The 19517-nt window shown below is 69.5% G+C and carries 18 protein-coding genes; 6 read left to right on the forward strand and 12 right to left on the reverse strand.

All coding sequences use genetic code 11. The features are described 5' to 3' along the window. Positions 1 to 80 precede the first annotated feature (80 nt). The 4 genes from purN (at position 81) to mdh (ending at position 3953) form a co-directional block, all read left to right on the forward strand. Positions 81 to 698 (forward strand): phosphoribosylglycinamide formyltransferase, encoded by a 618-nt coding sequence (gene purN / locus ACIA1L_RS09150; protein WP_396072058.1) that lies wholly within the window; start codon positions 81 to 83, stop codon positions 696 to 698. Beyond that, the gene (purH, locus tag ACIA1L_RS09155; RefSeq protein WP_396072059.1) at positions 695 to 2302 is read left to right on the forward strand and encodes a bifunctional phosphoribosylaminoimidazolecarboxamide formyltransferase/IMP cyclohydrolase; all 1608 of its coding nucleotides are present in this window, start codon (positions 695 to 697) and stop codon (positions 2300 to 2302) included. The genes purN and purH overlap by 4 nt, the downstream gene beginning before the upstream one ends. 1 nt (position 2303) lies before the next feature. After that, positions 2304 to 2900: a pentapeptide repeat-containing protein gene (locus tag ACIA1L_RS09160; protein WP_396072061.1), complete on the forward strand. Its 597-nt coding sequence runs from the start codon at positions 2304 to 2306 to the stop codon at positions 2898 to 2900. 102 nt (positions 2901 to 3002) lie between these two features. Then, entirely contained in the window at positions 3003 to 3953 is a 951-nt protein-coding gene (gene mdh / locus ACIA1L_RS09165) for a malate dehydrogenase (protein ID WP_396072062.1), read from the forward strand. Positions 3954 to 4005: 52 nt separating this feature from the next. On the opposite strand, the gene ACIA1L_RS09170 is transcribed toward mdh, so the two are convergent. After that, entirely contained in the window at positions 4006 to 4260 is a 255-nt protein-coding gene (locus ACIA1L_RS09170) for a hypothetical protein (RefSeq protein WP_396072063.1), read from the reverse strand. Between the two features lie 111 nt (positions 4261 to 4371). Here ACIA1L_RS09170 and ACIA1L_RS09175 point away from each other — a divergent pair, with 111 nt between their 5' ends. After that, positions 4372 to 5586 carry an NADP-dependent isocitrate dehydrogenase gene (locus tag ACIA1L_RS09175; protein WP_396072064.1) on the forward strand — a complete coding sequence of 405 codons (1215 nt, stop codon included), beginning with the start codon at positions 4372 to 4374 and terminating at the stop codon, positions 5584 to 5586. A 558-nt stretch (positions 5587 to 6144) separates the two neighbouring features. Here ACIA1L_RS09175 and galT read toward each other — a convergent pair. The 4 genes from galT to ACIA1L_RS09195 all read right to left on the reverse strand — a co-directional run bounded on the left by galT (position 6145) and on the right by ACIA1L_RS09195 (position 9955). Next, entirely contained in the window at positions 6145 to 7239 is a 1095-nt protein-coding gene (gene galT, locus ACIA1L_RS09180) for a galactose-1-phosphate uridylyltransferase (RefSeq protein WP_396072066.1), read from the reverse strand. Then, complete coding sequence (locus ACIA1L_RS09185; protein ID WP_396072068.1) at positions 7236 to 8012, reverse strand: DeoR/GlpR family DNA-binding transcription regulator; 777 nt, start codon at positions 8010 to 8012, stop codon at positions 7236 to 7238. The genes galT and ACIA1L_RS09185 overlap by 4 nt, the downstream gene beginning before the upstream one ends. Before the next feature lie 78 nt (positions 8013 to 8090). Further along, entirely contained in the window at positions 8091 to 9005 is a 915-nt protein-coding gene (locus ACIA1L_RS09190) for a glycosyltransferase family 2 protein (protein ID WP_396072069.1), read from the reverse strand. Then, positions 9005 to 9955 (reverse strand): sulfotransferase, encoded by a 951-nt coding sequence (locus ACIA1L_RS09195; RefSeq protein ID WP_396072070.1) that lies wholly within the window; start codon positions 9953 to 9955, stop codon positions 9005 to 9007. Before ACIA1L_RS09195 ends, ACIA1L_RS09190 begins: the two co-directional genes overlap by 1 nt. Before the next feature lie 63 nt (positions 9956 to 10018). Here ACIA1L_RS09195 and ACIA1L_RS09200 point away from each other — a divergent pair, with 63 nt between their 5' ends. Then, positions 10019 to 10816, forward strand: coding sequence for a WecB/TagA/CpsF family glycosyltransferase (locus tag ACIA1L_RS09200; protein WP_396072072.1), 798 nt, complete (start codon positions 10019 to 10021; stop codon positions 10814 to 10816). Between the two features lie 21 nt (positions 10817 to 10837). Here the strand turns inward: ACIA1L_RS09200 and ACIA1L_RS09205 are convergent, their stop codons facing one another. Genes ACIA1L_RS09205 through ACIA1L_RS09235 form a run of 7 tightly spaced genes read right to left on the reverse strand, consistent with a single transcriptional unit; the run spans position 10838 to position 19431 of the window. Beyond that, the gene (locus ACIA1L_RS09205) at positions 10838 to 11833 is read right to left on the reverse strand and encodes a glycoside hydrolase family 26 protein (protein ID WP_396072073.1); all 996 of its coding nucleotides are present in this window, start codon (positions 11831 to 11833) and stop codon (positions 10838 to 10840) included. Positions 11834 to 11838: 5 nt separating this feature from the next. Continuing rightward, positions 11839 to 12570, reverse strand: a complete 732-nt coding sequence (locus tag ACIA1L_RS09210; RefSeq protein ID WP_396072074.1) for a methyltransferase domain-containing protein — start codon at positions 12568 to 12570, stop codon at positions 11839 to 11841. Beyond that, a complete protein-coding gene (locus ACIA1L_RS09215; RefSeq protein WP_396072075.1) occupies positions 12567 to 14216 on the reverse strand; it encodes a lipopolysaccharide biosynthesis protein in 1650 nt (549 codons plus the stop codon). The genes ACIA1L_RS09210 and ACIA1L_RS09215 overlap by 4 nt, the downstream gene beginning before the upstream one ends. Continuing rightward, the gene (locus tag ACIA1L_RS09220; RefSeq protein WP_396072076.1) at positions 14213 to 15091 is read right to left on the reverse strand and encodes a sulfotransferase family protein; all 879 of its coding nucleotides are present in this window, start codon (positions 15089 to 15091) and stop codon (positions 14213 to 14215) included. Before ACIA1L_RS09220 ends, ACIA1L_RS09215 begins: the two co-directional genes overlap by 4 nt. Further along, entirely contained in the window at positions 15091 to 16317 is a 1227-nt protein-coding gene (locus ACIA1L_RS09225) for a hypothetical protein (protein WP_396072077.1), read from the reverse strand. Before ACIA1L_RS09225 ends, ACIA1L_RS09220 begins: the two co-directional genes overlap by 1 nt. Beyond that, a complete protein-coding gene (locus ACIA1L_RS09230; RefSeq protein WP_396072078.1) occupies positions 16307 to 17683 on the reverse strand; it encodes an O-antigen ligase family protein in 1377 nt (458 codons plus the stop codon). Before ACIA1L_RS09230 ends, ACIA1L_RS09225 begins: the two co-directional genes overlap by 11 nt. Continuing rightward, on the reverse strand, positions 17680 to 19431 hold the full coding sequence (locus tag ACIA1L_RS09235) for a Wzz/FepE/Etk N-terminal domain-containing protein (protein WP_396072079.1): 1752 nt from the start codon (positions 19429 to 19431) through the stop codon (positions 17680 to 17682). Before ACIA1L_RS09235 ends, ACIA1L_RS09230 begins: the two co-directional genes overlap by 4 nt. Positions 19432 to 19517 lie beyond the last annotated feature (86 nt).

A 19517-nucleotide genomic window follows, 5' to 3' on the forward strand; every position in this document is an offset into this window, starting at 1 on the left:
CTAGCGGAAGATCAGTGGTTTGCGCTGCCCGCATTTGACCCGTCTGCGGTAACCGGTCGGCGCGGCGATAGGGTGCACGCGTGTCTGACCCCGTGCCCGCCCGGCTGGTCGTGCTCATCTCCGGCTCCGGCAGCAACCTCCAGGCCCTTCTCGACGCCGCCGCAGACCCCGCGTACGGCGCCACGGTCGTCGCCGTGGGAGCTGACCGGGACGGCATTGCCGGTCTTGACCGGGCCGCCGCCGCTGGTGTCCCCACGTTCGTGGACTCGGTGAAGGCTTATCCGAGCCGGGACGACTGGGACGCCGCCCTCGCCGAGCACGTCGCACAGTACGAGCCGGACCTGGTGATCTCGGCCGGGTTCCTGAAGCTCGTCGGCGAGCGGTTCCTGGCTGGCTTCGGCGATCGCTATGTCAACACGCACAACGCGCTGCTTCCCGCATTCCCGGGCATCCACGGCCCGCGGGACGCCCTCGCCTACGGCGTGAAGCTCGCCGGCGCGACGCTCTTCTTCGTCGACGCGGGTGTCGACACCGGGCCGATCATCGCCCAGGTCGCCGTGCCCGTGTTCTCCGACGACACCGAGGACACGCTGACCGAACGGATCAAGGACGCCGAGCGGCGCCAGCTCGTCGAGTGCGTCGGCCGGCTGGTTCGCGAAGGCTGGACCATCAAAGACAGGAAGGTCACCATCCCATGACCGAGGTTGGTCGTCGCCAGATCAGGCGGGCACTGCTCAGCGTGTACGACAAGACCGGGCTGGTAGAGCTGGCGCAGGCCTTGCACGGCGCCGGGGTGCAGATCGTCTCCACCGGTTCGACCGCGTCGATGGTCGAGGGCGCCGGTGTGCCGGTGACCCGGGTCGAGGAGTTGACCGGCTTCCCGGAGTGCCTGGACGGCCGGGTCAAGACCCTGCACCCGCGGGTGCACGCCGGTCTCCTCGCCGATCTGCGGCTACCGGCCCATGAGCAGCAGCTCGCCGAGCTCGAGGTGCAGCCGTTCGACCTGCTGGTGAGCAACCTCTACCCGTTCACCGAGACGGTCGCCTCGGGCGCCAGCGTGGACGAGTGCGTCGAGCAGATCGACATCGGTGGTCCGGCGATGGTCCGGGCGGCGGCGAAGAACCACCCGTCCGTCGCGGTGGTGACGGGCGTGGCGGCGTACCCGCTGATCCTGGAAGCCCTGCGCGACGGCGGTTTCACGCTGACGCAGCGCAAAATGCTCGCTGCTCGCGCCTTCGCGGACATCGCGGAGTACGACGTGGCGGTCGCGAACTGGTGTGCGACGACCCTGGCCCGTTCGATGCCCGGGATCTCCGCGCCGTCCGAAGGACCAGGCGCCGGCGATGACACAGCGTGGCCGGAGTTCGCCGGCCTGTCGCTGAAGCGGGAGAGCGCCCTGCGGTACGGCGAGAACCCGCACCAGCAGGCAGCCCTGTACGTCGACCCGAACGCGCCGGCCGGGCTCGCGCAGGCGGAGCAGCTGCACGGCAAGGAGATGTCGTACAACAACTACGTCGACGCCGATGCGGCCTGGCGCAGCGCGAACGACTTCACCGAGCCGTGTGTGGCGATCATCAAGCATGCCAACCCGTGCGGCATCGCGATCGGCGCGGACGTGGCCGAGGCGCACCGCAAGGCGCACGCCTGTGACCCGGTGTCGGCGTTCGGTGGGGTCATCGCGGTCAACCGGGAGGTGACCGCGGAGCTGGCGAAGCAGCTCGACGGTATCTTCACCGAGGTGATCGTCGCGCCGTCGTTCTCCGGTGACGCGTTGGCGATCTTCCGGGAGAAGAAGAACCTGCGCGTGCTGGTGGCGCCGGCCTGGAGCCCGCCGCCCGCCGAGGTCAAGCAGATCGGCGGCGGCATGCTGGTGCAGCTCGCCGACCGGATCGACGCCGAGGGTGACGACCCGGCGAACTGGACGCTGGCAACTGGCGAGGCGGCGTCCGAGGAGGACCTCCGCGATCTGGCGTTCGCCTGGCGGGCGGTGCGATCGGTGAAGAGCAACGCGATTCTGCTCGCCCACGATGGTGCGACCGTCGGCGTCGGCATGGGCCAGGTCAATCGGGTCGACTCGGCGCATCTCGCGGTCGACCGCGCGGGCACCGACCGGGCCAAGGGCAGCGTGGCCGCCTCGGACGCGTTCTTCCCGTTCCCGGACGGCCTCGAAGTGCTGATCGCGGCCGGTGTGAAGGCCGTGGTGCAGCCCGGCGGCTCGATCCGCGACAACCTGGTCATCGAGGCGGCCGAGAAGGCCGGGATGACCGTCTACCTGACCGGCACCCGGCACTTCTACCACTGACGTGGAGGCGCCCGTCGTCAGTGACCAGATCTTCTCCGGGGAGGACTGGGCGCTCGCCGAGGTGGAACGCGCGGTCTACGAGGACTGCGCGTTCCACGACATCGACTGGTCGGAGTCTCGGCTGACCGGCTGCACGTTCCGCCGCTGCGAGTTCGGCAATGTGCGCTTCAACGCGGCCGAGCTGACCAGCTGCGCGATCGTCCAGTCGACCCTGCGCAAGTGCAACCTCTTCGACGCGACGCTGACCGACTGCAAGCTGACGGGTACGCAGTTCGTCGACTGCGGTTTGCGTCCCCTGACCGTGGACGGCGGCGACTGGTCGTTTGTGTCGCTGCGCGGGGCGAACCTGTCCGCCGTCTCGCTGGCCGGGTTGCGCCTGCACGAGGCGGATCTGGAAGGCGCGAACCTGAGCAAGGCCGATCTGCGCGGCGCCGACCTGTCCGCGGCCCGGCTCAAGGACGTGGTCCTCAAGGGCACCGACCTGCGCGGGGCGAACCTGGATGCGGTGGCCCTGCGCGAGGTCGTCTTGACCGGCGCGAAGATCGACATTGCCCAGGCCGGCTTGTTCGCCCAAGCACACGGCGCCGTCCTCGGCTAGCCCGGAGTGGCTTACCCGACCCGATCAGGCCCTACCCGGTATCGGCGCGTCAACCGACTGATACGGTCCGAAAAAAGCCGTCCCGCGGACTGGGAGTTGAGCATGGGCAAGAAGGTCACCGTCGTAGGCGCCGGATTCTACGGGTCCACGACCGCACAGCGTCTCGCCGAGTACGACATCTTCGAGACCGTGGTGCTCACCGACATCATTGAGGGCAAGCCCGCCGGTCTCGCGCTCGACATGAACCAGTCGCGGCCGATCGAGGGCTTCGAAACCAAGATCGTCGGCGCCACCACCGGCCCGAACGGCGAGGGTTACGAGGCCATCGAGGGCTCGGACGTCGTCGTGATCACCGCCGGTCTGCCGCGTAAGCCGGGCATGAGCCGGATGGACCTGCTCGAGGTCAACGCCAAGATCGTGCGCCAGGTGGCGGAGAACGTCGCCAAGTACGCCCCGAACGCCGTCGTGATCGTCGTCTCCAACCCGGTCGACGAGATGACCGCGCTGGCCCAGATCGCCACCCAGTTCCCCAAGAACCGGGTGTTCGGCCAGGCCGGTGTGCTCGACACCGCCCGCTTCACCAACTCGATCGCCGAGACGTTGAACGTGCCGGTCTCCAGCGTCAAGGCGCTGACCCTCGGCTCGCACGGCGACACCATGGTGCCGGTCCCGTCGCGCTGCACCGTCGACGGCAAGCCGCTCGCGGACCTGCTCCCGGCCGAGAAGATCGAAGAGCTGGTCGTGCGTACGCGCAACGGCGGCGCTGAGGTCGTGGCGCTGCTGAAGACCGGCTCGGCGTACTACGCCCCGTCTGCCGCCGCCGCTCGCATGGCCAAGGCCGTGGTCGAGGACTCCGGTGTGGTCATGCCGGTCTGCGCCTGGGTCGACGGCGAGTACGGCATCTCCGGCGTCTACCTGGGTGTCGAGGCCGAGATCGGCGCCACCGGCATCAAGAAGATCGTCGAGGAGAAGCTGACCGACACCGAGATCGCCGGTCTCAAGGAGGCCGCCGAGGCCGTCCGCGCCAAGCAGGCCGACGTCGCCGACCTCTGATCGTCGCTACGAAGAAGGCCGGACCCCTCGGGTCCGGCCTTTTTTGCGCGGTTCAGGCGTGCGCGACGCCGAAGCCGATGAGGATGAGACCGAGGCCGGCGGCCAGCACGGTGACCGTCGACGCGGCCGCGCGCTCCGAGGACGGCTCGCGCAACACGCAGGCGGCCGCGGGAATGACGGCGGCGGCCACGAGGAGCAAGCTGTTCATGGTGACGGCGAGCAACAGCACCACCACGGCTGCCGTGACCAGGATGATCCTGGTCACGGAGGGCGTGGGACGCTCGTCACGGTGCTCGGAATGAGTCATCGGAAAACAGCGTAGAACCCTCCGTCCAGACCCGGACCCGGCGGCAAGGGGTTCCCGACAGGCAGTACGCTCGTACTGCTAAATATTGTCCCGGGAGAGGAGCGCCGGTCGATGGCGAAAATCAAGGTCAACAACCCGGTCGTGGAGCTCGACGGCGACGAGATGACCCGGATCATCTGGAAGCAGATCCGTGAGCAGTTGATCCTGCCCTACCTCGACGTCGACCTCGAGTACTACGACCTCTCGATCCAGCACCGCGACGAGACCGACGACCAGGTCACCATCGACTCGGCCAACGCGATCAAGCGGCACGGTGTCGGCGTCAAGTGCGCCACGATCACCCCCGACGAGGCCCGCGTCGACGAGTTCGGCCTGAAGAAGATGTGGCGGTCGCCCAACGGCACCATCCGCAACATCCTCGGCGGCGTCGTGTTCCGTGAGCCGATCATCATGTCGAACGTCCCCCGGCTCGTACCCGGCTGGACCAAGCCGATCATCATTGGCCGGCACGCGCACGGCGACCAGTACAAGGCGACCGACTTCGTGGTCCCCGGCCCCGGCAAGCTGACCGTCACGTTCACCCCCGAGGACGGCTCGGCGCCGATGGAGTTCCACGTCGCCGACTACCCGGGCGGCGGCATCGCCCAGGCGATGTACAACTACGACGAGTCGATCCGCGACTTCGCCCGCGCCTCGTTCCGCTACGGCCTGGCCCGCAACTACCCGGTCTACCTGTCGACCAAGAACACGATCCTCAAGGCGTACGACGGCCGGTTCAAGGACCTCTTCGCGGAGATCTTCGAGACCGAGTTCGCCGAAGAGTTCGCCAAGGCCGGGCTGACCTACGAGCACCGCCTGATCGACGACATGGTCGCCGCCGCGATGAAGTGGGAGGGCGGCTACGTCTGGGCCTGCAAGAACTACGACGGTGACGTGCAGTCCGACACCGTCGCGCAGGGCTTCGGCTCGCTCGGCCTGATGACCTCGGTCCTGATGACCCCGGACGGCAAGACCGTCGAGGCCGAGGCCGCGCACGGCACGGTCACCCGGCACTACCGGCAGTGGCAGAAGGGCGAGAAGACCTCGACCAACCCGATCGCCTCGATCTTCGCCTGGACCGGCGGCCTCAAGCACCGCGGCAAGCTCGACGGCACCCCGGCGGTCACCGAGTTCGCCCAGACGCTCGAGCAGGTCTGCGTCTCCACCGTCGAGGGTGGTCAGATGACCAAGGACCTCGCGCTGCTGATCGGTCGCGACGCCCCCTGGCTGACCACCGATGAGTTCATGAACGCCCTGGATGAGAACCTGGCCCGCAAGCTGGCCTGATCTTCCCCACCGCACAGAGGCCTTCCGGCGAACCCGCCGGAGGGCCTTCGTGCGTTCGGGGAGCAAATCCACGATTCGGGCTCGTCACCGGAACGTGATGTTTAGGATCCGTAACTAGGGGAACGCGGGCCTCGTTTCATCTGACAGAACGGATGACGGTCACCCGCACGAAGAGTCGCCCGCCGGTCCGGCTTGCCTTGTCCCGGGCGCCGATCGGTTTCTTCGTGCGACCAGTGACCAGTAGGCGGACCGCCTGCCGTCCCTTCCCTGCGGGGGGCCTTGTCCCGGGCCCCCCGCCCCCTAGGTTTGTGTTATATGGCCGCTGTTACATGGCCTCGCTTCGCTCGGCGGGCACTTCGCCCCCGAGGGGTCGGTGTCGAGGACACCGAAAATGACTACGGCAAAGGGCGCCTAGTCATTTTCGGCGCCCTCGACACCGACGGGGCGAAGCGCGTGGGGGTTGCTCTGGGTGCCTGGGGAGAAGAGCGGGCGGGGGCGAAGCGCGTGCGGGTTGCTCTGGGTGCCTGCGGAGATGTGCGGTCGGGCGAAGTGCGTGGGTCAAGCTTGGTGGTTGCGCAGCAGCTCGGCGGCGCGTTCGGGTTCGATGTCGTTGACGAAGGCGCCCATCGCGGATTCCGAGCCGGCCAGGTATTTCAGTTTGTCCGCGGCTCGGCGGATGCTGAAGAGCTGGAGATGCAGGTAGCCCAGGTCTCGATCGGATCCGGTGGTCACTGCTTGGTGCCAGGCCGCGATGTAGGGCATCGGCTTGTCGAAGAGTCCGTCGAAGCGGCGCAGGACGTCCAGGTAGAGCGGCGCGAAGGCGTCGCGTTCCTCGGCCGTCAGAGCGGAGATGTCGGGGACGTGGCGGTGCGGGGCCACATGGACCTCGTAGGGCCAACGGGAGGCGGCGGGTACGAATGCCGTCCAGTGTTCGTTGGTCCCGACGATGCGAATCTCAGCCTTGCGTTCGGCGGCGAGGACGTCGGCGTAGAGGTTGCGGCCGGTGCGGGAAATGTGGCGGCGGGCGGCTGACAGCATGGCCGCTGTGCGGGGTGGGACCGTCGGGTACGCGTAGATCTGGCCGTGGGGGTGGCTCAGGGTCACGCCGATCTCGACGCCGCGGTTTTCGAATGGGAAAACCTGGACCACGCCCGGCAGGGCCGACATCTCGGTGGTGCGGTCGGCGAGGGCGTCGAGCACTGTGCGGACGCGTTGGGGTGGCAGGGCGCCGAAGGAGCTGGTGTGGTCGCTGGTGAAGCAGACGACCTCGCAGCGGCCGATTCCGGGCTTGACCGGCACCAGGTCGGTCAATGCAGCGGCCTCGTCGGGGGCGACCCGGTCGCTGAAGGACGGGAACTGGTTCTCGAACACCACCACGTCGTAGTCCGGCGCGGGGATCTCGCTGGCGAAGTCCGGTGTGGACGGACACAGTGGGCATTTGTCGGACGGCGGCAGGAAAGTGCGGGTCTGCCGGTGGGCCGCTACGGCCACCCATTCGTCGACGAGCGGGTCGTAGCGCAGCTGGGCGGTCGGCGGCGGGGGTGGCAGGTCGCGGGTGTCCGGTGTGCCGGTGCGGTCGGTGGCCGGGTGCTCGTCGAAGTAGATGAGTTCGCGGCCGTCCGACAGTCGGATCGCTGTCCGCCGACCGATCACGATCCGCTCACCACCACGAGCTCGTGCACCTGTTCGGACAGGATTGCGCGGGCGGTTTCGTCGAGTTCGCCGTCGGTGATGACTATGTCGGCGCGGTGCAGCGGCACGATGGATGAGATGCCGACCGTGCCCCACTTCGTGTGGTCGGCCAGCACCACGAGCCGTTCGGCTGCGGCCACCAGTGCGCGGTTGACCTCTGCCTCCATCAGGTTGGGCGTGGTGTAGCCAGCCCGTTCGCTCATGCCGTGCACGCCGAGGAAGAGCATGTCGAGGTGCAGCGTGCCGATAGCCGCGACGGCCACCGGGCCGACGAGGGCATCGGACGGGGTCCGCGTGCCGCCGGTGAGGATGACCGTCTGGTCGGGGCGTCCCGCGCGGTAGAAGACGTCGGCGACGGGGATGGAGTTGGTGACCACGGTCAGGTCGGCCACGTCGACGAGGAGGTGGGCGAGGCCGGCGGTGGTGGTGCCCGCGGAGAGCGCGATGGCGTCGCCGGGGGAGACCATGGCGGCAGCCCGGGCGGCCATGGCGGCCTTTTCGGCGCGCTGGCGTACGGACTTGGCCGCGAAGCCGGGTTCGTGCGTGGAACCCGGGCTCACGGTGGTCGCGCCGCCGTGTACCTTCGCGAGGAGGCCGCGGTCGGCGAGGGATTCGAGGTCGCGGCGGATGGTCATGTCGGAGACGCCGTACTCGGTGGCGAGCTCGCTGACCCGGACGCCGCCGGCCGCGCGGACCCGGTCGAGGATCGCCGCTTGGCGTTGCTGGGCGAGCATCAGAGACCCGCCGACTTCCGCACTAATTCGAACACGTGCGAACACTACCCGGCGATCGGGTGTGCGCGAAAGAGTTGGTTAGATCCCTCGGCCGCGTTTGTGGAGCGCGGAGAGGACGTTCTCGACCTTCACCGCGCCGGTCATGGCGGCCAGCGCGATCGCCGTACGTGGCTCCTTCCAGTTCGCGCGAACCGCCTCCTTGCTGAACCGCCACGCCTGCGAGCGGTTGCCGGTGGCCGCGGACCAGCAGGCGAGCTGGCCGTACACCCGGGCGGCGCCGGGGCGGCAGCCGCTGATCTCCGGGTGCCGTTGCATCATCCAGCGCAGCGAGGAGATCTTGGTCGCGTACTCGTACGCATAATGCGAGGTCCGCCCCCAGAGCACCCGGACCAGCGGCTCGTCCAGGTGCACGATCGGGGACCGGCGGGCCGCCCGGAGCAGCAGGTCCCAGTCCTCGTTCTGGCTGCCGGGCGCGTCCTCGGCGACCAGCCCGATCGCGTCCTCGCTCAGCGCCTCCCGGCGCATGAGGAACGACGACGAGTGCAGCATCGCCATCCGGGATCGGGCCAGTTCGTCGACGGTGACCCGGCTGTGCCCGGCCAGCCGGGGTGTGCACTTGCCTTCGAACTCGACCTCGATCGCACACGTGGCGAACTCGGCGTTCGGCTCGGCCACCAGCGCGGCGACCTGGCGGCGCAACTTGTCCGCGGCCCACTGGTCGTCGTCGTCGCAGAACGCCACGAGCTCGGTGTCCAGGGCCAGGATGCCGGTGTTGCGGGCGCCCGCGAGACCGGAGGTGCGCCAGTTGGTCAGGACCAGGACCTGGGTGCCGGTGGTGGAGGCGAGCAGGTAGTCGGGCTCGGTCTGGTCGTACACCACGACGACCTTGATCAGGCCCGGGTACTGCTGCTCGCGGACCGCGGCGATCGCCTTGCGGACCAGCTCGGGTCGGTTGCGGGTGGGGATCACGACGCCGACGGACGGCCAGTTCATCACGCCTCCTGAGGGGCTGGTGCGGGGTTGAGCGGGTAGCCGTACGCGCGCAGCATCGGCGCGCACACCGCGCCGACCAGCCGCCGTTGGTTGCCGGGCAGAGCGCGCACCCACGCGTCGTCGCGGCGCAGTGGCAGCCGCCCGACGGTGAAGCGCATCGGGTTGCCTGCGGCGCTGTGGCTGACGCCGAGGTCGGCGTGCCCGTCGCCGAGAAAGCCCAGGTCGGTGTCGCCGACCGGGACGCCCGCGTATGTGGCAAGCTCGCGCAACGCGGCGCGCGGGTCGGTGAGGAACTGCTCGTAGCGGATTCGGCGCACCGGCACGCCGCGTCGGGCGAGCAGACCGAAAGCCGCGTTGTGCGCGTTCCAGAGCATGGCCGAGCGGCCGGGGGAGTAGCGGGTCATCTCGTCGCCGCCGTCGGTCTCCGGGCGGGTCACGGTCTTGGTCCATGAGTACGCGACCCCGCGCGCATCCCGCACCACGTGCACGACCCGAAGGTCCACGTCGTCCGCCCAGCGCAGGACGTGGGCGAGGGCGCTGTGCTTGGACGAGTCGACGACCACCTCGGCGCCGGAGACCTCAGCGGCGGCCGCGTACACCCGGCTGTAGAAGGACGCGTACTCGCGGACGTCGGCGAGTTGGGCCGGGGGCAGGTTCGCGGCGGCGAGGCGCGGGATGAAGCGCGTGCGTTCCACGGAGTCGCGCAGGGCGTGCACCCGGTCGACGTCGACGTTCTGCCAGCCGCCGTACGCGCGTTCGCCGACCCGCTTCCAGAAGGTGCAGGCGGCGAACCGGGCGCCGCAGCCGCAGCGTTCGTTGTCGCGGATGTCGCGCTGCCAGAGGTGGACGATTTCGCCCAGCGTGCAGACCGAGGGCAGTTCGCCGAGGAGGCGCTCGACGAGCGTAGTTCCGCTTCGTCCCAATCCGCCCAGATATACGACTCGTGCCACTTCTGACCGCCTTCGCTCGTTTCGCTCCTATAACGAGCGAACAAGCATGAAGGAGGCGTGGGAGTGTCAATCGAGGCTTTCGACCGCATCGAACTGGATGGGACCGGCTTTGACCCCCTGACCGAGGGTGCAGTGGTCACCATCGTCCGGCAGGCGCTGGCTGCCGGCCGGGGCGGCCGGATCGTCACTCCGAACGTCGACATCATGCGGCAGTCCCGGGTGGACGACCGGGTCCGCGGCTACCTCGACGACGCCGACCTGATCGTCGCGGACGGCATGCCACTGGTCTGGGCCAGCAAACTGAGCGGCACGCCACTGCCCGAACGGGTCGCCGGCAGCAGCCTCATCCGTTCGCTGTCGCAGGGGCTGGGTCTGGACGGTCGGTCCATCTTCGTCATCGGCGGCACCCCGGCCGCCGAGAACACCCCGGACGGTGCCACGCGCGCCGCGGACAAGCTCGCTGCCGAATGTGCGGGGCTGCGCATTGCGGGCACGCTCTGCCCGCCGTTCGGCTTCGAGCGCGACGAGCAGGCGTACGCGGACGTCTGCGCGAAGGTCTCGGACGCCGAACCGGATCTGGTCTTCGTCGGTCTGGGCTTCCCCAAGCAGGAAGAGGTCGTCAACCGGCTGCGCGCGACCATGCCGCGGGCGTGGTTCGTGGGGTGTGGCGCGGCGGTCAACTTCGTGGCCGGGGACGTGGAGCGGGCACCGCGCTGGATGCAGCGCACCGGGCTGGAATGGGCACACCGGCTGGGCACCGAGCCGGGCCGGCTGGCCGGGCGCTACCTCAAGCACGACGCGCCCTACGCGTTGCGCCTGCTGGCCCAGGCCCGCCGGCGGCACGGCCAAGTTGCGAAATAGCGAGCCCAGGCCGGCTGACGGTCAGGGATTGAAGTAGGGATCCTTCGTCAACCGGGCGAAGGCCTGGAAGGCGGGCCGGTCGCCGGTGAGCTGGAACTGCTGGTTCGGCCCGTTGCCCTCGGGATCGGACTCGAAGTAGACGACCGCCTTGATCTGCGGGTTGGCCTTGAAGGTGCGCTGGGCGTCGCGCAGCCAGGCCGCCCGCCCGGCCGGCCCCCACGCCTTCGCCACCCCGAACTCCCCGATGACGATCGGCTTGGGGCGCTGAGCGGCCCACTCCAGGAACGGGCCCATGAGCTGCCCGATCGGCTGGAAGAGGTTGCCGGCGTACACGTCGACGCAGGTCCAGTCGACGAACTCGTCGCCGGGATAGAACGCAGGTGCGTCGCCGCGGACGAAGCCCTCGGCGGTCGGGCACCAGACCCACGAGACGTTCTTCGTCCGCTCCTCGCGGAAGATCTCCCGAATGTGCTTGTACGCGGCGATGTAGTCCTCGCCGGACCACATCGTCGCCCGCAGATTGGGTCGGTCCATCTCCCAGCGGATCCGCAGCAGCAGCGGCTTCTTTACCTTGCGGATCGCCTTGGCCTGCTGGCGAATGAGCGCGTCATGCTCGCCGGCAATGATCGACCGGTTGTCCCCGGTCGCCCAGCTCACCATCAGCGTCGCTTCCTGATCCAGGAACTCCGCGTCCGACTCGGTGCCCACCAGCTGCTCGAACCGTCGGTACGTGTTGATGATGTCGAGCCGCCGACCGAGGTCGCGTTCCAGACCGCCGACGGCCTCCACCCGCCCGGCGTGGGTCAACGCCTCCGGCTTGATCCAGGCACCGAGGTACGCGCCGGTGGAGGGTGCGTCGTAAGGGCCGGACTCGAACGGTCCGGGATTCACCGCCACGGCCTTCGGCGGGCTGGTCAGGTCGGGTGGCTGCGTCGGGCCGGGCTCGGCCCGCCGGTGCGAGGTGCAACCGGCGAGCACGAGCACGATCAGCCCCAGAAGGGCGCTAGCGCGGCGCACGGCGGCTACCCCTTCCGGCGCGCCGTGTAGAGCACGTTCACCGCGAAGCCGTCGGTGCCGGGCAGCGCTCGGGCCGCCGCGTCCGCGGCCCGAGCCACCGGATTCTTGTTCAGTGACTCGGTGAGCATGGAGAAGCCGCGCCGCTCGACGATCTCGAAGCCGTGCCGGTCGAGTAGCGCCTGCACCTCGGCGTGCGACAGCTCGGCGAACCAGCGCTCACCGTTGTGCCGCCGCGCCCGCAGGTGCCGCAGCGATCCGGCGTTGCCGTGGTTCTCCACCACGAGCACGCCCGCGTCCGGCGTCGGCAGGACCTTCCCGGCGAAGGCGATGGCCCGGTCCCGAATCGACTCGTCGACGTTGAGCAGCAGCCGGAACATGGTGACGATCGCCGGGTGTCCGGCCGGGACCGGGTTCGGCACCGGGCCGTCCGCGGGGATCTGGTGCCACTGCGCCCGCGAACCGACCTGCTCGGCCTTCGCCATCATTTCGGCCGACGTGTCGTAGCCGTGCGCCTCACTGACCAGGCCATGCAAGGTCCGAATAGCCCGCCCAGTGCCGCAGGCGAAGTCGTGCTGGACGGGCAGCTTCGCGCCGAACTCGCGCTGGACCAGCTTGCGCAGGTACGCCTGCTGCCGCTCGTTGATCTGCGACGCGTAGCTGTCCGGCGCGTAGGTGACGTGCTCGTACTTGTCGACGGCCTCGGCGTCCTGGAACACCTTGGTGTACTCGGTAGTCAATCGATCCTCCTTGACGAGAGCTTGCGAGGCTTGAAGGCGTCGAGGGCTAAACGATGGCGCAACGGCCAGAGACCGGCTCCGAAGGCAGCGATTGACAAAAATGTCGCGATGCCCAGGCCGGACGGGTTGGTCCCGGTCACGGCAAGCACACCTCGGGGGAGTACGCCGAAGCACGCGACCGACAACGCACCAGCGGCGAGTGTCCCCCGGCCGAACGGGTGCAGGCGGGCGACCCGGCCCACCTGGATGAGCGGCAGCAGGTTGTTCGCGACGAGTGCGCAGGCGAGGCCGATCGCGGCTCCCAGTGCGCCGTACCGGGGGATGAGCAGCAGGTCCAGCCCGATCGTGACGGCCAGGGCGACCAGCACGTTGATCAGGTTCCAGGAGGTGCGCCCGGCCATGGCGAGCACCATGTCGACCATGCCGCAGCCGGTAGCCACCAGCATCGCGCAGGCCAGCACCACGACCACCGGAGTGCCGTCCACGTAGTCGGCGCCGAACAGTCCCAGGTAGAGCGGTGCGAGCAGAATCACCAGCAGGTTGATCGGCCAGGTGACCAGCACGAGCCAGCCGGTCGCGGTCTGGTAGAGGTGGTTGGCCGTCGCCCGGTCGCCGACCGCCAGCGCTTCGGCGAGGCGAGGCTGCACCGACTGCGAGATGCCCTGGTTGGCGAACTGGATCAGCACGACGAAGCGACCGGCGACCGCGTACACCGCGGCGGCGGAGAGACTGCCCAGCGCGGCCACCAGCAGCACGTCCACCCGCTGCAGGGCGAGCTGCGCGACGCTGGCCAGGGCGCGCGGGCCAGTGAACTTCCAGAAAGCCCGGCGCAGATCCAGCCGCTCACTGCGTCGGCTGCGAAAGTTTTCCGGCTTGCCCGCGAGGTAGATTTTCCGCAGGGCCAAGCCGGCGAGCACGTAGACCGGCAGGTACGGCAGCGCCCAGGCCGCGGCGAACACGGGCAACGATGCGGCGAACCACAGGGTGGCGACCCCGGCCGCGCCGACGCACAGCAACTGCAGCGCGCTGCGCAGCAGGCGGTCCAGGGTCACCGTCGGGCGCATCGCCTTGTAGCCGCGGGTGGCGGTCAGGAACGCATCGGTCATCGCCTGCAGCGGCAGGAACAGGGCCAGGACCCGCAGACCGACCGTGTGTTCGTGCGCCAGGTACGGCGTCTCGCCGGCGCTCAGGTGCGCGATGTCGGGCGCCGCGAACCACATCGCCGCGCTCAGCAGCACCGACATGACCAGCACCGGCGTCAGCGCTGTGCGCAGGCAGGCGCCGAGCAGGTGTTCCCGGCCGGTGGCCCGCAACTTCGCGGGCCAGTACACCAGGCCGGTCTGGGTGCCCAGCTTGGCCAGGCCGCCGACGAGGACGAACGCTGCGGTGGCCGCGAAGAAGGCGCCGGCCTGCTCGGCGCCCAGAGTGCGCGCGACGATCCAGGTGACAATGACCCCGGTGCCGCCGGCCAGGGCCGAACCCGCCATGTTCGCCAGGCCCCCGCGCGCCACCCCACGAGTGCCCCTGTTCGCCGGCGCCTCGTCAACGACCGCAGTCACGCTGAGTTTGCCGGGTATGCCCTCCCGGCCCTCGCCGTCCCGGCCGTTCACCGCAAGCGGTGAGCGAGGCTCGGTGCGGTCGGTCATACCGAACGCCAGATGGGTACGTGCCCCAGCCACGTCATGAGAGCTTCGTCGTGCGAGGCGTAGTGGCTGGACAGTTCGCGGCGCAGGCCGGGGTCCATGTCGGACTGTCGGGGTCGGGCGTTGTGGCGTTCGAACGGTGGGTGGCCCATGTTGATCGGCAGGTCCAGGAACGCACACACCTCGTCGTAGACCTGCTCGGGCTCTGAGAAGAACCGCTCGCTCTCCACCACGTGGATGCGTTCCCGGCCGACGTGCTGGGCCATGACGCTCAAATACCGGGCGTATTCGCCGCGCGCCCGGTAGGCCTGGTGCTGGTGCGCGAACGAGTAGTACTTCGGGTCGGCCGCCAGCTTCTCCTCCTGCCGGTGCAGCCGAGCCGGTTCCAGAGCGACCGCGTTGCCGAAGTTGCGCTCGTTCTCGAAGCCGCGGGCGACCTCGTGGTGGTGTTGCGAGTACGCCCGCTCGACTGGGTCGCGGACCAGCACCACGAGCTTCGCCGCGGGCAGGTCGGCGGCGATCCGCGCGGCGGCCTGCGGGTGGTACATGTAGTACGGGCTCGACTCGAAGGTCTGCGCCGGGACGCCGTACTTCTCGTAGACCTTGTCGGCCTGGCGTTGCGTCGGGAAGTGCCCTTTGTACCAGGACATGCCGCGCTCGTACGACACGTCGAAGTAGTGCACGCCTTTGTGCAGGACGGCTTTGAGCACCGCGGGGTGCGCGGCGAGCGCCCGGTACAGCGATGTCGTGCCGCAGCGCTGCCCGCCGCAGATGAGGAAGGTGGGCGTCATCCGGCCGGGCGCGGTGAGCCGGCCGTAGGAGCGGGAGCCGAGGTGCACGACCCGCTTGACGGGTGCCGGAACCTTACGAACGTCCATCAGAGCTTTTCGACCCTTCGAATCAGTACGGGCAGCAGCCACGTCCCCAACACACCGAGCCGCGCCCCCGCCTCGGCTTGCCGGTCGGCGAGATAGCGGGTGGCGAGATCGACGAGGTACAGCAGTGCGGTCAGCTCGCGGGCTTCCGGGGCGACCCCGAACGGCTGGAGCAATTCGGCGGACCGCCGTACGGTGGCTTCGACCGCTCCGGCCGCGTCGCCGCTGGACTGGATCCGCCGTTGCAGCTCGTGGTGCACGGCGTCGAAGCCGACCGGTACGCCCTTCGTGAACCGCTCCCAGTCCCAGACCAGGAGCGCGTCGGTCAGGTTGGCCATGTTCCACGGGGCCCAGTCGCCGTGCCAGGCGCCGTAGCGCAGCACGGTGTCGCCGGTGTGTGCGGCGAGCTTTTCCGCGGCCGCGGCCAGTTCGGTGCCCTCGGCTCGGTCAGCGACCGCCGCCAGCCGACTGCGCAGCTCGACGAGGTAGTGGCTGGCGGCCAGTGTGCCGGTGGTGTAGCCGCAGCAGCCGGCGATGTCGAGCATGGCGGCCGTGAGTCGACGCGGGGTCATCGGGGCACGCGGAAGCCACACCGGCAGGGCTGACTGGATGAGCACCTGCGAGCCGCGCCACTGTCCGGCGTGCAGCACCCGGGGCACGGTGAGTTTCGTCAGGCCCAGCGTGCCGAGGGCGGTGAGCGCGGCGGTTTCGGCCTTCACCAGGCGCTGGGTCAGTGCCCCGGTGCCGAGCTTGCCAAAGCCGAACGTTTCGCCGTCCGGGCTGATCAGTTGCAGCACCGGCTTGCGGTTGGCCCGTGCCGGTCCGATGTGGATGCTGACCGACAGCTCGCGGCCCAGTGCCTCGCGCAGATAGCCGTCGATGCTCTCCGAGGCCGGGCCGGTGACTTTGACCCGGTCGCGGAGCAGGACGCTGGAAGCCCCGGTGCGCAGGGCCGCCACCACCGCGTCCCGCTTGAGTCGGGCCGACCGGGACTGCGGTTCGGCGTACCGGCGGACGGCGGCGGCAGCGACCCGGCGGGACGTGGTCGGCACGAGCAGCCGGGGCCGTCGAGCATCCGGCACGACCAGGTATTCGGCGACCGGTTCACCTTTCCGGTCGTCGGTTCGGCACGGCTCGGGATACAGGAGGGCGAGCACCTCGGCCAGGTACTGCGTGCGCAGTGCCGAGTCGCCGGCGGTCAGCGCCGCCGGTGCGGTCTTAACGGGCATGTGCGTCCCCCTCGAGTTGGTTGCGCCAGAGCAGCGCGTACGCCAGGAACATGAACGCCAGGGGGGTCGGGATCGCGTTGTACCAGAACATCGCCGCGAACGAGCTCACGATCGCGGCGCTGCCGGCGATGCCGATCGGGGTACGGTCGCGCCGGAACCGCCACAGCCCGTAGCCGAAGAAGCCCAGGTACGCGATCGTGCCGACGGCGCCGTGGGCGTACATGAGCTGCCAGAACTGGCCGTTGCCGCCGACGGTGAAGTTGCCGCAGCGTTCGCAGCCGGAGCTCTCGCCGACCGTGATGGAGTTGCGGCCGCCGATCGTGTTGCGGGTCGAGCCGTAGCCGACGATCGGGGAGTGCGCGAAGCCGTCGACGGCCCGCTCCACGAGGAACGACCGCACGCCGTTGGACTTGCCGTTGTCCAGCCGGGCGTTCACCACATCACCCAGCGGGGTGACGAACAGGGCGACGACGAGCCCGGCTCCGGCGAGGACGACCGCGCCGATGATCCACAGTCGACCCATGAGGACGTACCGGATCGCGACGTAGCAGACGACGACGCCGATGCCGATCCACAGGCCGCGGTTCAGCGAGACGACAGCGGGCGCGATCGCGGCGCCCAGGCACAGCAGGGCGAACACCTTGTGCCGGGCCCGGCGGGTCGCCCATGCGGCCACGACGAGCCAACCCATCAGGAGGCAGAAGTTGTTGCCCCACGTGTTGGTGTAACCCCACGGCGCCGCCGGGCGGGGCTTCTCGCCGCCGACCAGGTCCATGATCTGCGCCGCGTACGGGTGCACCAGTGACTGCACGAAGCCTTTGCTGCGAATCTCGCCGGGCAGCAGCCACTCCACCGGCGAGGTGAACTCGAACCGGCCCGCGACCATGCCCAGCAGGCCACCCGCCACAGTCACCACGAACAGCCAGCCCAGCAGCTTCACCAGGCGTTTGCGGGGCAACTCGTCCTCGGTGAGGTTGCCGGCGTAGATCAGCAGGATGGTCATCGACGCGTACACGGCCAAGCGGTAGACGACGGCCAGCAGGCGGTCGCTCGCGTGCTCGGCCACCGTCCCCGGCGGGTCGGCGCCCAGCGCCACGATGCTGATGACGACCGCCGCGAGGAACACCGCCCACCAGAGGAAACCTGGCGGCAGCCGCAGCATGCGTCCGGCTGCCCGCCGGCGCACCAGCAGCACCAGCATCGGTACGGCCATGATCAGGAAGATCAGCACGCCGAGGCCGAGCGCCCACCACAGGGGATAGAGGGCCAGGACGCTCGCGATCGGCCACGCCGGCAACCAGGTGGGCCGTTCCGGTGCCGTGCTGTGTGCCGCCCGCTGCTTCGCGCCCGGGACGACCAGTGTCACTTCTCGTCCGGCTTACCGACAGTCCGGGTTGCCGTACCGGACGGGGTTCCCTTGAAGTTCGGCAGGTCGATCACCGCGGTGACTTCTTCGGTGCCGTCGCCCTGGCGCGGCGGCCGGACCGGGCCACCCTGCGGCAGGCGCATCGGCTGGGTGCGTTCGCCGTCGACGACGACGGTCTCGTCGGGTTTCTGCGCGCTGAGCGCCACGGCCGGCAGGTTCTCCTCGGCTGTGGACCGGCGCACGTTCGTGAGCTGGGGCAACACCACTGCGCCGAGCAGCGGCGTGCCGACCCGGCTGAGCTGCTCGGTGGCGTCCAGCAGGGCGGGCCGCTTCGCCCGGCGCAGCTCGACGGCGAGGATGGCCGCATCCGCGAGGCTCGCCAGGCTCTGCGCGTCGGCGCTGCTGCTGGTCGACGGGGCCTCGATGACGACGTACCCGGTCTGCCGGCGCAGCGCTTCGAGCGTGTCACGCAGTCGCTGCGACTGCATCAGGCCGGCCGCGGTCGCGGCACCGCCGGTCGTGATGACCCGCAGCGACGGAATCCGCGGGCAGCGCTGCATCGCCTTGTTCAGCCCGATCCGGCCGGCGAGCAGGTCGGACAGCCCCGGCATCGCGGAGACGCCCAGCATCCGCGCCAGCGGCGCGGCATCCACCACGCTGTCCGGCAGGTGCGCCCCGATCAACACCACGTCACTTCCGGTACGCGCCAGCGCCGCGGCCAGGTTCGCGGCCACCAGCGTGGTCGCCGACCCACGGCTCGCGCCCGTGACGACGATGATCTGGTCACCGGCACTCAGGCTGGCCAGGATCTCGTTGCGGAGCCGGTTGAACACCCGCCCGCCCGGCCCGTACGGCTGCAGCACGTCATCGAAATGCGGGGTGGTCCGCTCGTCCAGGGCAGCGAGCACCGGCACCCGGCCCCGGTCCCGGACATCCGCGGCGGTGCGCAGCCGGCGGTCGAACCGCTCCCGGACGAACGCGAGTCCGAGCCCGAGCAGCAGACCGGCCATCGCGCCACCGGCGATGTTCAGCATCGCGTTCGGGCTGGACGGCTCCTCCGGCTCCCGCGAATCGCTGATGATGTTGCCCGCGCTGATGGTGGAGGTGGTCAGCTCGTTGAGCTTGCCGGTCAGGTTGTTGAGCTGGTTCTGCGAGTTGCCGCGCAGGCTCTCCAGATTGCTGCGCTCGGAGCTGCCGTTGGCAGCTCGAGCCAGCCGGCTGTTGATGCTGGTCAGCGCGGTAGTGAGCTGCTTTACCTTGAGGTTCAGCGTTTTGATCTGCACGTCCAGGCCGGCGCGTGCGGTCTCCTCGCGGTTGCGCAGGTAGGCCTCGGCGAACGCGTGCGAACCGGCCTGCGCGTCCTTGGCGTTGCCGGCCTCGAACCGGATCACCAGCACCGTGGTGTTGGGCGGCACCTCCACCGAGACGCTCTTGGCTAGCTCGATCGGCGAGACGGTGGAGCGCAGCAGGGTCGCCGCCTTGGTCGCGACCGCACCGGAGCCCACCAGCTGGGCCTCGGTGTCCAGGTTGATCGTGCCCTTGGTGCGGCCACCGGCGGCGTTGGTGTCCTGCTCGACCGACTGCACCAGCACCGAGGCGGACGATTCGTAGACCCTGGGCAGGGCCTGGGTAACCGCAGCACCGATCGCGAGGCCGGCGCCGGTGGCGGCCACCACGACCCACCAGTGCCGGCGGAACACCCCCAGGTAGTGGGAGAGGTCGGCGGACACCGGACGAGTCGCTTCCATGGGTACGGCGGCCCTTTCGCAGGCGGAGAAGTTCATCGGCAATCGGGCGTTTCGCCCCCGAGGGGTAAACGGCCCGTGCGCCGATG

This window comes from Actinoplanes sp. NPDC051859 (assembly GCF_044452725.1).
Classification (GTDB): Bacteria; Actinomycetota; Actinomycetes; order Mycobacteriales; family Micromonosporaceae; genus Actinoplanes.